Here is a 15,099-nt window from a genome sequence, read left to right as displayed (position 1 = left end):
GATCAGTGCGTTTTGGTCTCCTGCCATTTCTCCAGATCGGGCTTCTTGTCGCCGGACCTCTGCTCCTTCTCCGGATTGCCCTTCCAGGGCTTGTCCGTCTGGGCGTGCGATCCCCAGTCGTTCTGCTGCCTGGGATCGTCGGTGGGCTTTTCCTTGCTCATCGGGTCTGCCTTTGTCTGCAACGAGCTTTAAGCGAACGGAACGCCATAGTAGGCATTGACGCCGCGCATCGCGGCGTCATCACCCCAGTTCCAATCGCTGCGCTCGCCATATTTCGGCGCGCCTTCGAGCGCCTTCGCGGTGATTCCGGTGACATAGCCGCCGAGCTCGGTGTCGTATTTCAGCGACTGCCAGGGCAACGGATAGTGATCGTTGCCGATCCCCAGGAATCCGCCGAAGCCGAGCACGGCGTAGGACACCTTGCCGCTGATCTTGTCGATCATCACGCGCTCGATCGAACCGATCCGGTTGCGGTCGGCACCGTAGACCGATGTTCCCTCGACCTTGTCACTGCCGATCAGACGGCCCATCTCGCCGCGGTCCAGCTCGCCTTGATTCAACATGTCTATTCTCCACTCAGCCAGTGTCTGGACCAACGAGCGCCAAGGGGCGATCGTTCCAGAGGGCACCTGCGCCCTGACAGGAACATCACCGCAGGCGCGCTGTTCTTGATTGTCCAGCCAAGGAAACCGGGAGTCGCCCGCGATGTCTCAGACCGTCTCCGACTTCGTCGTCCAGCGTCTGCATCAATGGGGCGTGCGTCACATCTTCGGTTACCCCGGCGACGGCATCAATGGCGTGTTCGGCGCCCTGAACCGGGCCGAGGCCAAGGCCGAGACCAGGATCGGCTTCGTGCAGGCCCGCCACGAGGAAATGGCGGCGTTCATGGCATCGGCCTATGCGAAATTCTGCGGCGAGCTTGGCGTCTGCATCGCAACCTCGGGCCCCGGCGCCTCGCATCTCATCACCGGGCTCTATGACGCGCTGCTCGACCACCAGCCGGTGCTGGCGATTGTCGGCCAGCAGGCGCGAAACGCGCTCGGTGGCAGCTACCAGCAGGAACTCGATCTCGTCTCGATGTTCAAGGACGTTGCCGGCGCCTATGTCGCGCAGGCCTCCTCGCCCGCTCAAGTGCGGCACCTGATCGACCGCGCGGTACGGATCGCGCTCGCACGCCGGGCCCCGACGGCCATCATCCTGCCCAACGACCTGCAGGAAGAGCCCTATGAAGGGCCTCCGCGCGCGCACGGCACGCTGCATTCCGGCGTCGGCTACAGCGGTCCACGAATGATGCCGCGCGAGGCCGAGCTCGATCATGCCGCCGAAGTTCTCAACGCCGGCAAGAAGGTCGCGATGCTGGTCGGTGCGGGCGCGCTGCACGCCACTGACGAAGTGATTGCAGTCGCCGACCGCCTGTCGGCCGGCTGCGCCAAGGCGCTGCTGGGCAAGGCGGCGCTGCCGGACGACCTGCCATGGGTGACGGGCTCGATCGGCCTGCTCGGCACCGAGCCGAGCTACAACATGATGATGGAATGCGACACGCTGCTGATGGTCGGCTCCGCGTTCCCTTACGCAGAATTCCTTCCCAAGGAAGGCGCCGCGCGCGGCGTTCAGATCGACATCGACGCCGGCATGACGTCGATCCGTTTCCCCATGGAGGTCAGCCTGGTCGGCGATGCCGCCGAGACGTTGCGGAGCCTGCTGCCGCGGCTCGCTCCCAAGAGCGACGGCGCCTGGCGGCAGTCGATCGTCGATGACGTCGCCAAATGGTGGACAACGCTGGACGGCCGGGCGCATCAGCCCGCCGCGCCGATCAATCCGCAGCTCGTCGCCTGGGAATTGTCGCCGCGCCTGCCCGAGAACGCCATCATCACCAGCGATTCCGGCTCCTGCGCCAACTGGTTTGCGCGCGATCTGAAAATACGACGCGGCATGATGGCCTCGCTCTCCGGCGGTCTCGCCTCGATGGGCGCCGCCGTGCGTTATGCGCTGGCGGCGAAATATGCCCATCCTGACCGCCCCGTGATCGCATTGGTCGGCGACGGCGCCATGCAGATGAACAACATGGCCGAATTGATCACGGCCGCCAAATACTGGCGATCCTGGCGCGATCCGCGCTTCGTCGTCTGCGTCTTCAACAACGAGGACCTCAACCAGGTCACCTGGGAGCAGCGCATCATCAATGGCGACCCCAAATTCGAGGCCTCCCAGCGCATCCCCGACGTGCCCTATTCGCGCTTTGCCGAGATGATCGGCCTCACCGGCATCTTCGTCGACAGCCCGCAGCTGCTCGGCTCGGCCTGGGAACAGGCGCTGGCAAGCGAGAAGCCTGTGGTCCTGGAGGTGAAGACCGATCCCGAGGTGCCGCCGCTGCCACCGCACATCACCTTGCAGCAGGCGAAGAACTTCTCGCTCGCCTTGATGAAGGGCGATCCCAACGAAAGCAGCGTGATCAAGGGCGCGGCGCGGCAGGTGCTTGAATCGATCCTGCCTGGAAAGGAATGAGGTGAACCATGAGCGACTTTCGTGACATTCAGCATGGCGTCAACGATCCCGTCGACGGCGTCGACGTGAAGCGTCAGATCAACACCAACCAGACGCCGCACGAGCGGGCGCAGCGTCATGCCGACGTGCGAGCCGAACCGTCGGCCTCGCCGTCCGAGCCGTTCCTGCCCGAGCGGCTGCGGCGGAAGCCGACCGATCCGATCAATCCCCGCACCGGCCGTCACCCCACGGATTAGGAACCTCGGTCCCGAAGCCGTGTTGATCGCCGGAAAGACCGGTGGGGCAAGTGCCGCGCCGCTCATCAGAGGGACCGGATCATGAAACGTACCGTCATCGCCATTACCTGCGTGGTGCTTGCAGGCCCAGCTCTCGCCCAGTCGCTTGGCGAGAAGACCGGCGTCAATTCGGCGCTCGGCGTCGCGCCTGCGACCGCCGATTTCGTCAAGGAGGTCGCCGTCAGCGACATGTTCGAGATCGAGTCGAGCAAGCTCGCAGAGCAGAAGGGCAACGCGCAGGAGAAGAGCTTTGCGCAGCAAATGGTCACCGACCACACCAAGACCAGCAGCGAGCTGAAGGGCCTCGTCGGTAACGGCAAGGTCCAGGCGACGTTGCCGACCGCGCTCGACAGCTCGCACCAGAGCAAGCTCGACAAGCTCAAGAGTGCCTCGGGCAAGGATTTCAGCACGGACTACAACTCCTACCAAGTCAGCGCCCACGAGGACGCAGTCTCCCTTTTTGAGCGTTACGCCAAGGGCGGCGATAATTCCGAGCTGAAGGATTGGGCGGGTAAGACGCTGCCCGCGCTCAGGCACCACCTCGACATGGCCAAGGAGCTCGGCAAAGCACCGAGCGTTGGGCAGTCGAAGTAGAAGCCTTCGTGAGGACGCCGGTGCCCCCGGCGTCCATCATTCTGCAACGATGCCAGCCTCCGCGCATTGAGATCGCGAATGTGGAGGCCCTCATGGCACATCAAGACAAGACTTCAGTGTCCCGCCGGCACGTCGTCCGCGCGGCGAGCGCCACGCTCGCTGCGGCTTCGCTGGCGTCGTCGACCGCGCAAGGAAACGCTGACATGAACGCTGACATGGCCGAGCAAGACCTGATCGATCCCGTCACCCGCTATCCCAAGCCGCCCTTCAAGAAGCAATCGCAATCCTGGCCCGGCCTCGCCGGCAAGATGGAGCCGAGGCCGGATCACGGCGAGAGCAGCTACAAAGGCTCCGGCCGCCTCAAAGGCCGCAAGGCGCTGATCACCGGCGGCGATTCCGGCATGGGCCGGGCGGCCGCGATCGCCTATGCGCGCGAAGGCGCCGACGTCGCCATCAACTATCTGCCCGCGGAGGAGCCGGACGCGCAGGAGGTGATCGCATTGATCAAGAAGGAAGGTCGCACCGGCCTCGCCATTCCCGGCGATCTCAAGGACGAAGCTTTCTGCAAGAAGCTGGTGGACGAGACCGTCCAGGGCCTCGGCGGGCTCGACATCATCGTCAACAACGCCGCCCGGCAGCAGACCCGCGCGTCCATCCTCGACGTCTCGTCGGAGGATTTCGACGCGACCATGAAAACCAACATCTACGCGCCGTTCTGGATCATCAAGGCGGCGCTGCCGCATCTCAAGCCCGGCTCCTGTATCATCGGCACGACATCCGAGCAGGCCTACGATCCTTCCCCGGATCTCTACGACTACGCGCAGACCAAGGCGGCGACGATGAGCTATGTGAAGTCCCTGGCCAAGCCGCTCGCCTCGAAGGGCATTCGCGTCAACGGCGTTGCGCCGGGACCGATCTGGACGCCGCTCCAGGTCTCCGGCGGCGCGACGATGGAGAAGCTGGAAAAGTTCGGCGGCATGACGCCGCTTGGCCGTCCCGGCCAACCCGCCGAGCTGGCTTCGATCTACGTGCAGCTTGCCGCGGCCGATGCGAGTTATGCGACCGGCCAGGTCTATGGCTCCGCGGGTGGATCGGGGCAGCCGTAACGCGTCCGCTTGAGGAACGATCATCGATCGTTCGGCTTTACAAAACTGTCACGGAGAACCTTTCGCCAACACCTTGGATCAATGGCGCCAGTAACAGTCAAACCGACGCGGACCGATATCGCGATCGCGAACGAGATCGCTGAGCACGCCACCCCGGAGCTCGAGGAAACGGCCAAAGCGTTGACCTGGGGCGCCGACGAGCATGTGATGCTCGCCCTCGCCGCTGCCGGGTGGCTGTACGCCAGAACGCGACCTGCCGAAGAGCGTCGTACGGCCAACCATATCCTCGCAGTGTCGCTGGTCACGGCGATGCTTCCGCACATCCTGAAATCCACGTTCGATCAGGTCAGGCCTGATCGGCTGACGATACGAGGCCATCGCCGCGGCGTCCCGTTCTCGGGGCAGGCGCGCGATGCCTTTCCGTCCGGCCATGCCGTGCATATGGGCGCGCTGGCATCCGCCGCGGGCCTGTTGCCGCCGCTCCGCCGGCGTCTCGTGCGCGGCATTGCCGTGGGCCTTTCGCTGACGCGCATCGCTCTGCTCGCGCATTGGGCCAGCGACGTGGCCGCGGGCTTCATGCTGGGCATCGCCATCGAGCGGATGATGCGACCGTGGACGCTGGCAAGGCGGAGCACCGAGCCCGGCAAAGGCGGGGGTCATGACTGAGTATGTCCTCCGATTCATCGCCGGCGGCGCGATCGTATCGGCCTTCGCGATTCTCGGCGACATGTTGCGACCCAAGAGTTTCGCCGGGCTCCTCGCGGCGGCGCCGTCGGTGGCGCTGGCAACGCTCAGCATCGCCGTCGTTCAGCACGGCCCGCAATATGCTGCGGCGGAAAGCTGGACCATGATCTATGGCGCAGCCGCCCTCGCCTGCTACAGCATCGCGGTCTGCCAGCTCCTGATGAGGTTTCGCTTCGCGGCGCTCCCCGCCACCATCATCGCTTTCGCCGTATGGCTTGCAGTTGCCTTTGCCCTGCTCGCAGGATTCGGTGGAGGCGCCTGATGCTAATCAAGATGTCGTCGGCCTCCCTCAAGCAAACACGCTGGTACGAGTACGGCATTCGCTTCGTGCTCGGCGGATTGGCGACCGTTTTCACTGGCCTCGTCAGCGCACGCTTTGGCGTGGCCATCGGCGGGCTCTTCCTCGCGCTCCCCGCCATCTTCTGCGCCAGCGCGACCCTGATCGAGAGCCACGAGCGCCGCGCCAAGGAAAAGGCCGGTCTTGCCGGACGGCGACGCGGGCAGCAGGCTGCGGCTCTCGAGGCTGCGGGGGCTGGCCTCGGAAGCATTGGTCTTGCGGCGTTTGCCGCGACCTTCCACGCCCTGGTCACGGCGAGCGTGATCGGGGCATTCGCGGCTTCTATCCTGGTATGGGCTACCGTCTCTGTGGCGGCGTGGTGGCTGAGGCGAAAGCTTCGCATCACCTCACGTCACGCAGACTGAACGCTGAGGGCGATCAGCGAGCAGCCGCTGCCGCTTCCCCCAACTTGAGGAAATCGTACATCTCGGCTGCCGTTTTCAACTGATCGATACGGGCCGCGAGGGCATCGCGCTGACCACCGTCCGGCAGGCGCGACAGCTCATTCTCGAGCCGAAGCCTCTGCTCATGGAGACGCTGTTCGAACGTATGGGGCTCAGATCGTTTTCGCATCATCTGTCCTTGGGGGTTTCCTTGGGGGTTGCAGGCCCGGGCTGTTGGCCCAGCGCTCGATCTGCTCGATGACCTTCTGGTGGCTCGGACGCACCGGCTTTGGTCCTTCGGGCTCATCGGAAAGCTTGCGGGGTAACCTGACTTCATCTGTCATGGCCAATCTCCCTTTCCAGGAGAATGCACCAAAGCCCAACTCGTTTCAATATTAACTTATTGATTTCATTGATTATTTCTACTCATTTGGAGGTTTTGACGACTCTTGTGGAACCCGCGCCGATCTCGCCCGTTGAACAAACTACTCAACTTACTCACTTTGTGTGATCGACCATGAATGACCTTCGCGCCGAGCGTCTCCAGGTCATGCTTTCTCCGGAAGAGCTGGCCGCGGTTGACGATTTCCGGTTCAAGCACCGCATGCCGACGCGTGCGGCAGCGGTCCGCGAACTTCTCAAGTCGGGACTGGCCGCCGTTGGCGTTGATGCAATACCCGGGGTCAAGTCGAGCAGCTTCGGCGTATTCGGGCGCGGACCGGAGGGGCACACTCAGAACGATCCCGAAAACGGCACCCAGGGCTGATCACGGCCTCACAGCAAACGACCCCGGCACGGGGGGTGCCAGGGCCGTCCTTGGAGATTGCTTCCGGAGCACCGGGGGCATGTCACCGGAAGCAATCAGTCGACTCTTCGCAGGACGATTCGTTCCTCGCGAAAAATTAGCCGCTCGGAGCAGCGCCGGAATCATCCGGCGTCATGCCTGAGCCTGGCGTCTTGCTGTTGTCGTTGAGCTTGGGATCGCGCGTCGCCTCGCGCGATGGCGAACCGGTTTCGTTTGTCTTGTGCACGGTCTGCGCACGGTGCTTGTCGCGCGGCTGATCCTCCCCGCGCTTGTCCTTGACGATGCCGTGGTCGGAATGTGCCATGATGTCCTCTCGCTTCTTCCGATGCCTCGAAGCGCTTACGCTTCCCTGCACCGAATGTTCCTACGAGCGCGAGAGGAAGCAGTGCTAGCTGTGCGCCGCGTGCACCGCCACGGATGCGTTTTCCTGATGGACCTGCCGGATCGTCGTCACCGTCGCAAACGCGACGGAGACGCCAAAGGCGAGAATGAGTGAGAGAAGTGCCAGACGTGGAGCCATCGCAAGAACCTCCTTCTGGAATCGAAAAATCAATGCGACCGACTATTCCAGGATGATCATTGATTTCTGCAGTTCATTCCGTGAGCCGCCTCACACGCAGAGCCACGACAAAGGCAGCCGCCAGACGGCCCTAGCTTCAGACGCCCTGGCTTTGCACGACGCTGACCCTGACGGGCGGGACTTCGCCGTCGAGCCAGTCCTGCTCTCTCGCCAAGGCCGTCCAGGCATCCGCCATGCGGGAATAGCGATTGAAGGCGGGCCGCCCTTCGGAGCGCTCGGCCAATTGCAGGCAGTTCTCTGCGTTGTCCCTGAAGATATCAGACTGTTTCATGCCTTAGACGTGGGTACGGAACCCCGCGCCCGCAACCGCCTAACGGGATCGTAACCTCCGCCGGAACTTTGCACCTTACAGGTCATTGAATGATCATGCGGATATTTGTCGCGATCATCCTGGCCTTCATCAGCACTGCGGCCGTTGCCGACAGCACCGGCGAGCAAATGCGCGGAGATCGTGTGCCTGACGCCACCGAGCTCATCAGTGGCCTCTACACTTTCAGCCAATTTCAGCAGGGCCTGTTGTAGAGTACCGACCTCAAGGGCAATGCGGAAATCAAGAACCTCGCCGCACTTCGCGCCGAGGAGGCGGTCAAGCGCGACAAGACGCTGAAGGAGATTCAGGATGCGATCGGCGCCGAGCCGCGCCTGAGCAAGGCGACGTCGACCGGCATCGGCCTCGCAAAACCCGATGATGCCGAGGGGCCGGCCTATGTCAGAACTTTCTATGCCGCCCAGATCCCCGAATACGAGTCCGCGATCACGCTGCTCGAGCGCTATCTGAGGACGCCCGACAATCCCGCGCTCGCAGCCTTTGCACGGGAGCACCTTCCCCTGCTGCGCGCCCAGTTGAAGGACGCCGAGCGCACCATGGCCGACAAGTAGTGCCTTACTTGTCCTGCGGATGAGGTTGCTGATCCATCGGACGCACCGTGCGATCGCTGTCGGGCATGTTGTCCCGCCCGGCGTCGCCATTGGCGTCCTTGCCGCCCGAGGTCGAGGTGCCGCTGCCACTGGGGTTCGACCTGGTGGCGGTCCCCGTGGTCTGCGAATCCGCCTGCGGCGTGGCGGAGCTGGCGGCTGGATCTCCTGTTACGGCCCCGCGCCCGCTGGGCGCGCCGGCCTGCGCCAGCGCAGACCCCGTTGCGAATAATGCGGCGATGAGGACGCTCAATCCCGCTTTCATATGCGCTCTCCCTGTGTTTGAGGCTAACCTCAGGACCTGTCCCGGCGTTCCTAAAGCCCAGGGCCGTGGGTTTCGAAACCGGAACATCGCCCACCCCCTTAAGGGTCGAAGAACTTTTAGCTAATCGGATGGAACTCTCGATACTCTTCGCCGTTAGCTTCGTCGGGCTGAGCACGGCAGGTTCCAATTCCCGGCGTCGCTACCTTGGCGCTTGATTTCGAATTTGGCTGACGCTCTAAGTTTGACCAGACGCGTCGCGCCAAGAGATTCGGCGGACGCCTGCGGGGGAATCAGTATGAGCGACCTCGATCCCGGAACTGCATCACGCTCCGGTCGTCGCGTCCCAAAACCCAAACCCAATGGCACCTCAGAGCCGGATGCTCGGCAGGAATTGCTGCTGGCGCTCCAGGCCATGCGCAGCGGCGATTTCTCCGTGCGCATGAGCGGCGACTATCTCGGCATCGACGGCAAGATCGCCGACACTCTTAACGAAATCATCGCAGCCAACCAGCGCATGGCGCAGCAGCTCGAGCTGGTCGGCCAGGTGGTCGGACGCGAAGGCAAGACGCGCCAGCGCGTCAAGTTCGGCCTCGCCTCCGGCTCCTGGGCCGACATGGAAGGGTCCGTCAACACCTTGATCGACGATCTGCTCTGGCCGACGCGCGAGGTGACGCGCGCCGTGGCGGCCGTGGCGCAGGGCGACCTGCTTCAGACGGTCAAGCTCGACGTCGATGGCCGCCCGCTGCGCGGCGAATTCCTGCAATCGGCGACCATCGTCAACACGATGATCAAGCAGCTCGGCGTGTTCACCTCCGAGGTGACGCGCGTCGCGCGCGAGGTCGGCACCGAGGGCAAGCTCGGCGGCCAGGCCCAGGTGCCTGAGGTGACCGGCGTCTGGAAGGACCTGACCGAGAGCGTCAACTCGATGGCGAACAACCTGACCAACCAGGTTCGCAACATCGCCGAGGTGACGATCGCGGTCGCCAACGGCGACCTGTCGAAAAAGATCACCGTCGACGTCCGCGGCGAGATCCTTCAGCTCAAGGAAGCCATCAACACGATGGTCGACCAGCTGCGCTCCTTCGCCTCGGAAGTGACGCGCGTGGCGCGCGAAGTCGGCACCGACGGCAAGCTCGGCGGCCAGGCCATCGTGCCCGGCGTTGCCGGCACCTGGAAGGACTTGACCGATTCCGTGAACGCGATGTGCGGCAACCTCACCGCACAGGTTCGCAACATCGCCAACGTGACGACCGCCGTGGCGCGCGGCGACTTGTCGCGCAAGATCACCGTGGACGTGCGCGGCGAAATCCTGGAGCTGAAGGACACCATCAACACCATGGTGGACCAGCTCAACTCGTTCGCTTCCGAAGTGACGCGCGTCGCGCGCGAGGTCGGCACCGAAGGCAAGCTCGGCGGCCAGGCCCAGGTGCCCGGTGTGGCCGGCACTTGGAAGGACCTCACCGACAACGTCAACTTCATGGCTTCGAACCTGACCGCTCAGGTCCGCAACATCGCCGACGTCGCCACCGCCATCGCCGGCGGCGACTTGTCGAAGAAGATCACGGTGAACGTGTCGGGCGAGATCCTTCAGCTGAAGGAAACGCTGAACACCATGGTCGACCAGCTCAACGCCTTCGCCGGCGAAGTGACGCGCGTGGCGCGCGAGGTCGGCACCGAAGGCCGGCTCGGCGGCCAGGCCAACGTGCTCGGCGTCGCCGGCACCTGGAAGGACCTCACGGAAAGCGTCAACTCGATGGCGTCGAACCTGACGGCGCAGGTCCGCAACATCGCCGAGGTGACGACGGCGGTCGCCGGCGGCGACTTGTCGAAGAAAATCACGGTGGACGTGCGCGGCGAAATCCTGGAGCTGAAGGACACCATCAACACCATGGTGGACCAGCTCAACGCCTTCGCCGGCGAAGTGACGCGCGTGGCGCGCGAGGTCGGCACCGAAGGCAAGCTCGGCGGCCAGGCCCAGGTGCGCGGTGTCGCCGGTACCTGGAAGGACCTGACCGACTCGGTCAACTCGATGGCCTCGAACCTGACCGGCCAGGTCCGCAACATCGCCGAAGTCGCGACCGCGGTCGCCAAGGGCGATCTGTCGAAGAAGATCACGGTGAACGTGTCGGGCGAAATCCTTCAGCTGAAGGAAACGCTCAACACCATGGTCGACCAGCTCAACGCCTTCGCCGGCGAAGTCACCCGCGTCGCGCGCGAGGTCGGCACCGAAGGCAAGCTCGGCGGTCAGGCGCAAGTGCCTGGCGTGGCCGGCACCTGGAAGGACCTCACCGACAACGTCAACTCGATGGCGGGCAACCTCACCGCCCAGGTCCGCAACATCGCCGAGGTCGCGACCGCCATCGCCGGCGGCGACCTGTCGCGCAAGATCACGGTGGACGTGCGCGGCGAAATCCTTCAGCTGAAGGACACGCTCAACACCATGGTCGACCAGCTCAACCGCTTCGCGGGCGAGGTGACGCGCGTGGCGCGCGAGGTCGGTACCGAAGGCCGTCTCGGCGGCCAGGCCAACGTGCCCGGCGTCGCCGGCACCTGGAAGGACCTGACGGACTCCGTGAACTCGATGGCGGGCAACCTCACCGCCCAGGTCCGCAACATCGCCGAAGTGACTACGGCCGTGGCGCGCGGCGACTTGTCCCGCAAGATCACCGTGGACGTGAAGGGCGAAATCCTCGAGCTGAAGAACACCATCAACACCATGGTGGACCAGCTCAACGGCTTCGCCGGCGAAGTGACGCGCGTCGCGCGCGAGGTCGGCACCGAAGGCAAGCTCGGCGGCCAGGCCGAGGTGCCCGGTGTTGCCGGCACCTGGAAGGACCTCACCGACAACGTCAACTTCATGGCCTCGAACCTGACGGCGCAGGTGCGCAACATCGCCGAGGTCGCGACCGCGATCGCCGGCGGCGACCTTTCCAAGAAGATCACGGTGGACGTCCGCGGCGAGATCCTGCTGCTGAAGGATACCCTCAACACCATGGTGGAGCAGCTCCGCTCCTTCGCCGCCGAAGTGACGCGCGTCGCGCGCGAGGTCGGCACCGAAGGCCGGCTCGGCGGTCAGGCCGTCGTGCCCGGCGTCGGCGGCACCTGGAAGGACCTCACCGACAACGTCAACCTGCTGGCGGCGAACCTCACGACGCAGGTCCGCAACATCGCCGAAGTCACCACCGCCGTGGCCCGCGGCGACCTGTCGCGCAAGATCACCGTGGACGTGAAGGGCGAAATCCTCGAGCTGAAAAACACCATCAACACCATGGTGGACCAGCTCAACGCGTTTGCCGGCGAAGTGACGCGCGTGGCGCGCGAGGTCGGCACCGAGGGCGAGCTCGGCGGTCAGGCCCAGGTGCCCGGCGTCGCCGGCACGTGGAAGGACCTCACCGACACCGTCAACTTCATGGCGGCGAACCTGACCGAGCAGGTCCGCGGCATCGTCAAGGTGGTGACCGCGGTCGCCAACGGCGACCTCAAGCAGAACCTCACCGTGAAGTCGAAGGGCGAGGTTGCGGCGCTGGCCGACACCATCAACAACATGACCGAGACGCTGGCGACCTTCGCCGACCAGGTGACGTCGGTGGCGCGCGAAGTCGGCGTCGAAGGCCGTCTCGGCGGTCAGGCCGACGTGCCCGGCGCGGCCGGCACCTGGAAGGATCTGACCGGCAACGTCAACCTGCTCGCGGCCAACCTCACCTCCCAGGTGCGCGCGATCGCGGAAGTGGCGACCGCCGTGACCAAGGGCGATCTGACGCGATCGATCCAGGTCGACGCCCGCGGCGAGGTCGCGGAGTTGAAGGACAACATCAACACCATGATCACCAACCTCCGTCTCACGACGGAGCTGAACACCGAGCAGGACTGGCTCAAGACCAACCTCGCCAAGTTCACCAACATGCTGCAGGGTCAGCGCGATCTCGCCACCGTCGGCCGGCTGCTGCTGACCGAGCTGTCGCCGCTGGTGAACGCGCACACCGGCGTGATCTACCAGGTCGAGAACGAAGACAGCCCGCAGCTGCTGCTGCTCGCCTCCTATGCCGGCGATGGCGTCTATCCCTATCAGCGCGTGCTGCAGTTCGGCGACGGCCTGATCGGCCAGTGCGCCGTCGACCGGCGTCCACGCCTGGTTTCCGACATCCCCGCCGACGTGGTGCCGATCAACTCGGCGCTGCTGCGCGTCGCGCCGAAGAACCTCGTGGTGCTGCCGGTGCTGTTCGAGGGCCAGGTCAAGGCGGTGATCGAGCTCGCCTCGCTGACCTCGTTCACGACCTCGCAGATGACTTTCCTGGAGCAGCTCACCGACTCCATCGGCATCGTGCTCAACTCGATCGAAGCGACGATGCAGACCGAGGGTCTGCTCAAGCAGTCGCAGCAGCTCGCCGGCGAGCTGCAGACGCAACAGCGCGAATTGCAGCAGACCAACGACCAGCTCGAGCAGAAGGCGCAGCAGCTCGCCGAGCGCAACGTCGAGGTCGAGCGCAAGAACCAGGAGATCGAGCAGGCCCGCCGCGCGCTCGAGGAAAAAGCGACCGAGCTCGCGCTGACCTCGAAGTACAAGTCGGAATTCCTGGCCAATATGAGCCACGAGCTGCGCACGCCGCTGAACTCTATCCTGATCCTGGGACAGCAGCTCACCGACAACCCGGACGGCAACCTCTCGCCCAAACAGGTCGAATTCGCCCGCACCATCCACGGCGCCGGCACCGACCTGCTCAACCTCATCAGCGACATTCTCGATCTCTCCAAGATCGAGTCGGGTACGGTGACTGTCGATGCCGAGGAAATCCTCACGGCCAACCTGCTCGAGACGGTCGGGCGGCCGTTCCGGCACGAGGCGGAGAACCGCAACCTGTCGTTCAAGATCGACGTCGATCCGAACCTCGCCCGCAGCATCGTCACCGACTCCAAGCGCCTGCAGCAGGTGCTGAAGAACCTGCTCTCCAACGCCTTCAAGTTCACCGCTGAAGGCGAAGTGCGGCTCAAGGTCGCCGGCGCGCTCGGCGGCTGGGGCGCCGATCACCCGGTGCTGAACTCGGCACCGGCCGTGATCGCTTTCGAGGTCTCCGACACCGGCATCGGCATCCCCCTGGAGAAGCAGAAGCTGATCTTCGAGGCATTCCAGCAGGCGGACGCCGGCACCAGCCGCAAATATGGCGGCACCGGTCTTGGCCTTGCCATCAGCCGCGAGCTCGCGAGCCTGCTCGGCGGCGAAATCCACCTGCGTAGCTCACCGGGCAAGGGCTCGACCTTCACGCTGTATCTGCCGCTGAAATATTCCGGCCCGACGCAGGCACCGCGCGCGCCAGCAGCGCAACAATACAACCAGCCGCCGGCGCTCCAGCCGGCCGCGCCGGAGCAACAGCGTGCCATCGAGCAGCTGCCCGACGACCGCCTCAATATCGAGCCCGGCGACAGCATCCTCCTGATCGTGGAGGACGACCCGCATTATGCGCGGATTCTGGTCGACCTGGCGCGGGACAAGGGTTTCAAGGTTCTGGTCGCCGCGCGCGGAGCCGAGGCGCTTGAACTTGCGAAACAGTATCAACCGAGCGCCGTTTCGCTCGACGTGTTCCTGCCCGACATGCTCGGATGGACGGTGCTGAGCCAGCTCAAGCACAATCCGCTGACGCGCCACATCCCGGTGCAGATCATCACGCTCGACGAGGACCGCCAGCATGCGCTGGCACGCGGCGCCTTCTCCTTCGTCAACAAGCCGACGACGACCGAGGGCGTTGCCGCAGCGCTGACGCAGATCAAGGAATATGCGCGTCCCAGGCGCAAACGGCTCCTGATCGTCGAGGACAACGAGGCCGAGCAGCTGTCGATCCGCGAGCTGCTGCACCACGACGACATCGAGATCGTGACCACCGACACCGGTGCCGGCGCGCTTTCGATGCTTCGCGAGGCCCCTTGCGACTGTGTGGTGCTCGACCTCCGTCTGCCCGACATGAGCGGCTTCGAGGTGCTGGACCAGATCCGGCGCGACGAGGCGCTGTCGAACGTTCCCGTCGTCGTATTCACCGGCCGCGAGCTCTCGGCCGAGGAAGATGCGGAACTCCACACCATGGCGCGCAGCATCGTGGTCAAGGGCGTGGAATCGCCCGAACGTCTGCTCGATGAAACCGCGCTGTTCCTGCACCGCGTGATCACCGAGCTGCCGGTCGAGAAGCAGCGCATGCTGGAGAAGCTCAACAGTTCCGACGAGGACCTGATCGGCAAGACCGCGCTGCTGGTCGACGACGACGCCCGTAACATCTTCGCGCTGTCGAGCGTGCTGGAACGGCGCGGCATGAAGGTGCTGACGGCGACCACCGGGCGCGAGGCGGTGGCGCTGGTCGAATCCAACCCGGAGATCGCCATCGTGCTGATGGACATCATGATGCCGCAGATGGATGGCTATCAGACCATCGGCGTGATCCGGGAGAACCCGGCCTTCCTGCGCCTGCCGATCATCGCGCTGACAGCGAAGGCGATGAAGGGCGACCGCGAGAAATGCCTGGAGGCAGGAGCCTCCGATTATCTCGCAAAGCCAGTCAACACCGACCAATTGCTGCTTGCGATCCGCATGTGGCTGCACCGTTGAG

At 64.5% G+C, this 15,099-nt stretch carries 16 protein-coding genes and 1 pseudogene; 10 read left to right on the top strand and 7 right to left on the bottom strand.

Features of this window, described 5'->3' with window-relative positions; all coding sequences use genetic code 11:
- Positions 1 to 2: 2 nt before the first annotated feature.
- Positions 3 to 161, bottom strand: coding sequence for a hypothetical protein (locus XH80_RS02360; RefSeq protein WP_167354000.1), 159 nt, complete (start codon positions 159 to 161; stop codon positions 3 to 5).
- 27 nt (positions 162 to 188) lie between these two features.
- Positions 189 to 563 (bottom strand): PRC-barrel domain-containing protein, encoded by a 375-nt coding sequence (locus tag XH80_RS02355; protein ID WP_271597163.1) that lies wholly within the window; start codon positions 561 to 563, stop codon positions 189 to 191.
- A gap of 142 nt (positions 564 to 705) precedes the next feature.
- Here XH80_RS02355 and XH80_RS02350 point away from each other — a divergent pair, with 142 nt between their 5' ends.
- From XH80_RS02350 to XH80_RS02320, 7 genes are all read left to right on the top strand, one after another.
- Complete coding sequence (locus XH80_RS02350) at positions 706 to 2,505, top strand: thiamine pyrophosphate-requiring protein (RefSeq protein ID WP_271597162.1); 1,800 nt, start codon at positions 706 to 708, stop codon at positions 2,503 to 2,505.
- Positions 2,506 to 2,513: 8 nt separating this feature from the next.
- A complete protein-coding gene (locus XH80_RS02345) occupies positions 2,514 to 2,741 on the top strand; it encodes a hypothetical protein (RefSeq protein WP_128953211.1) in 228 nt (75 codons plus the stop codon).
- An 81-nt stretch (positions 2,742 to 2,822) separates the two neighbouring features.
- The gene (locus XH80_RS02340; RefSeq protein WP_271597161.1) at positions 2,823 to 3,374 is read left to right on the top strand and encodes a DUF4142 domain-containing protein; all 552 of its coding nucleotides are present in this window, start codon (positions 2,823 to 2,825) and stop codon (positions 3,372 to 3,374) included.
- Positions 3,375 to 3,589: 215 nt separating this feature from the next.
- A complete protein-coding gene (locus tag XH80_RS02335) occupies positions 3,590 to 4,480 on the top strand; it encodes an SDR family oxidoreductase (protein WP_271597222.1) in 891 nt (296 codons plus the stop codon).
- Between the two features lie 81 nt (positions 4,481 to 4,561).
- On the top strand, positions 4,562 to 5,146 hold the full coding sequence (locus XH80_RS02330; protein ID WP_271597160.1) for a phosphatase PAP2 family protein: 585 nt from the start codon (positions 4,562 to 4,564) through the stop codon (positions 5,144 to 5,146).
- Complete coding sequence (locus XH80_RS02325; protein ID WP_271597159.1) at positions 5,139 to 5,486, top strand: DUF3147 family protein; 348 nt, start codon at positions 5,139 to 5,141, stop codon at positions 5,484 to 5,486. The genes XH80_RS02330 and XH80_RS02325 overlap by 8 nt, the downstream gene beginning before the upstream one ends.
- Positions 5,486 to 5,926, top strand: coding sequence for a hypothetical protein (locus tag XH80_RS02320; protein ID WP_271597158.1), 441 nt, complete (start codon positions 5,486 to 5,488; stop codon positions 5,924 to 5,926). The genes XH80_RS02325 and XH80_RS02320 overlap by 1 nt, the downstream gene beginning before the upstream one ends.
- Positions 5,927 to 6,117: 191 nt before the next feature.
- Here the strand turns inward: XH80_RS02320 and XH80_RS02315 are convergent, their stop codons facing one another.
- Complete coding sequence (locus XH80_RS02315) at positions 6,118 to 6,288, bottom strand: hypothetical protein (protein ID WP_271597157.1); 171 nt, start codon at positions 6,286 to 6,288, stop codon at positions 6,118 to 6,120.
- 173 nt (positions 6,289 to 6,461) lie between these two features.
- Between XH80_RS02315 and XH80_RS02310 the strand changes: the two genes are divergently transcribed.
- Positions 6,462 to 6,710 carry a hypothetical protein gene (locus XH80_RS02310; RefSeq protein ID WP_057753691.1) on the top strand — a complete coding sequence of 83 codons (249 nt, stop codon included), beginning with the start codon at positions 6,462 to 6,464 and terminating at the stop codon, positions 6,708 to 6,710.
- A gap of 136 nt (positions 6,711 to 6,846) precedes the next feature.
- On the opposite strand, the gene XH80_RS02305 is transcribed toward XH80_RS02310, so the two are convergent.
- The 3 genes from XH80_RS02305 to XH80_RS02295 form a co-directional block, all read right to left on the bottom strand.
- Entirely contained in the window at positions 6,847 to 7,053 is a 207-nt protein-coding gene (locus XH80_RS02305) for a hypothetical protein (protein WP_271597156.1), read from the bottom strand.
- Positions 7,054 to 7,137: 84 nt separating this feature from the next.
- Positions 7,138 to 7,269, bottom strand: coding sequence for a hypothetical protein (locus tag XH80_RS02300; RefSeq protein WP_271597155.1), 132 nt, complete (start codon positions 7,267 to 7,269; stop codon positions 7,138 to 7,140).
- A gap of 136 nt (positions 7,270 to 7,405) precedes the next feature.
- Positions 7,406 to 7,600, bottom strand: coding sequence for a hypothetical protein (locus XH80_RS02295; protein ID WP_220000590.1), 195 nt, complete (start codon positions 7,598 to 7,600; stop codon positions 7,406 to 7,408).
- A 95-nt stretch (positions 7,601 to 7,695) separates the two neighbouring features.
- On the opposite strand from XH80_RS02295, the pseudogene XH80_RS02290 reads away from it, so the two are divergent.
- Positions 7,696 to 8,208, top strand: a pseudogene (locus XH80_RS02290) (DUF4142 domain-containing protein).
- Positions 8,209 to 8,212: 4 nt separating this feature from the next.
- Here the strand turns inward: XH80_RS02290 and XH80_RS02285 are convergent.
- Positions 8,213 to 8,509, bottom strand: a complete 297-nt coding sequence (locus XH80_RS02285) for a hypothetical protein (RefSeq protein ID WP_271597154.1) — start codon at positions 8,507 to 8,509, stop codon at positions 8,213 to 8,215.
- Positions 8,510 to 8,804: 295 nt separating this feature from the next.
- On the opposite strand from XH80_RS02285, the gene XH80_RS02280 reads away from it, so the two are divergent.
- On the top strand, positions 8,805 to 15,098 hold the full coding sequence (locus XH80_RS02280; protein ID WP_271597153.1) for a HAMP domain-containing protein: 6,294 nt from the start codon (positions 8,805 to 8,807) through the stop codon (positions 15,096 to 15,098).
- Position 15,099: the final 1 nt, after the last annotated feature.

The organism is Bradyrhizobium sp. CCBAU 45384, from assembly GCF_028128665.1.
Lineage (GTDB): Bacteria > Pseudomonadota > Alphaproteobacteria > Rhizobiales > Xanthobacteraceae > Bradyrhizobium > Bradyrhizobium manausense.
The sequence above is the reverse complement of the archived record's forward strand: the minus strand, read 5'-3'. Positions and strand labels throughout refer to the sequence as shown.

Bases quoted from the DNA above. Each gene is read 5' to 3' on its own strand.
- XH80_RS02335 (WP_271597222.1), top strand. From the start codon at position 3,590: ATGGCCGAGCAAGACCTGATCGATCCCGTCACCCGCTATCCCAAGCCG.
- XH80_RS02295 (WP_220000590.1), bottom strand. From the start codon at position 7,600: ATGAAACAGTCTGATATCTTCAGGGACAACGCAGAGAACTGCCTGCAA.
- XH80_RS02285 (WP_271597154.1), bottom strand. From the start codon at position 8,509: ATGAAAGCGGGATTGAGCGTCCTCATCGCCGCATTATTCGCAACGGGG.
- XH80_RS02355 (WP_271597163.1), bottom strand. From the start codon at position 563: ATGTTGAATCAAGGCGAGCTGGACCGCGGCGAGATGGGCCGTCTGATC.
- XH80_RS02315 (WP_271597157.1), bottom strand. From the start codon at position 6,288: ATGACAGATGAAGTCAGGTTACCCCGCAAGCTTTCCGATGAGCCCGAA.
- XH80_RS02345 (WP_128953211.1), top strand. From the start codon at position 2,514: ATGAGCGACTTTCGTGACATTCAGCATGGCGTCAACGATCCCGTCGAC.
- XH80_RS02300 (WP_271597155.1), bottom strand. From the start codon at position 7,269: ATGGCTCCACGTCTGGCACTTCTCTCACTCATTCTCGCCTTTGGCGTC.
- XH80_RS02325 (WP_271597159.1), top strand. From the start codon at position 5,139: ATGACTGAGTATGTCCTCCGATTCATCGCCGGCGGCGCGATCGTATCG.
- XH80_RS02340 (WP_271597161.1), top strand. From the start codon at position 2,823: ATGAAACGTACCGTCATCGCCATTACCTGCGTGGTGCTTGCAGGCCCA.
- XH80_RS02320 (WP_271597158.1), top strand. From the start codon at position 5,486: ATGCTAATCAAGATGTCGTCGGCCTCCCTCAAGCAAACACGCTGGTAC.
- XH80_RS02310 (WP_057753691.1), top strand. From the start codon at position 6,462: ATGAATGACCTTCGCGCCGAGCGTCTCCAGGTCATGCTTTCTCCGGAA.
- XH80_RS02350 (WP_271597162.1), top strand. From the start codon at position 706: ATGTCTCAGACCGTCTCCGACTTCGTCGTCCAGCGTCTGCATCAATGG.
- XH80_RS02330 (WP_271597160.1), top strand. From the start codon at position 4,562: ATGGCGCCAGTAACAGTCAAACCGACGCGGACCGATATCGCGATCGCG.
- XH80_RS02305 (WP_271597156.1), bottom strand. From the start codon at position 7,053: ATGGCACATTCCGACCACGGCATCGTCAAGGACAAGCGCGGGGAGGAT.
- XH80_RS02280 (WP_271597153.1), top strand. From the start codon at position 8,805: ATGAGCGACCTCGATCCCGGAACTGCATCACGCTCCGGTCGTCGCGTC.
- XH80_RS02360 (WP_167354000.1), bottom strand. From the start codon at position 161: ATGAGCAAGGAAAAGCCCACCGACGATCCCAGGCAGCAGAACGACTGG.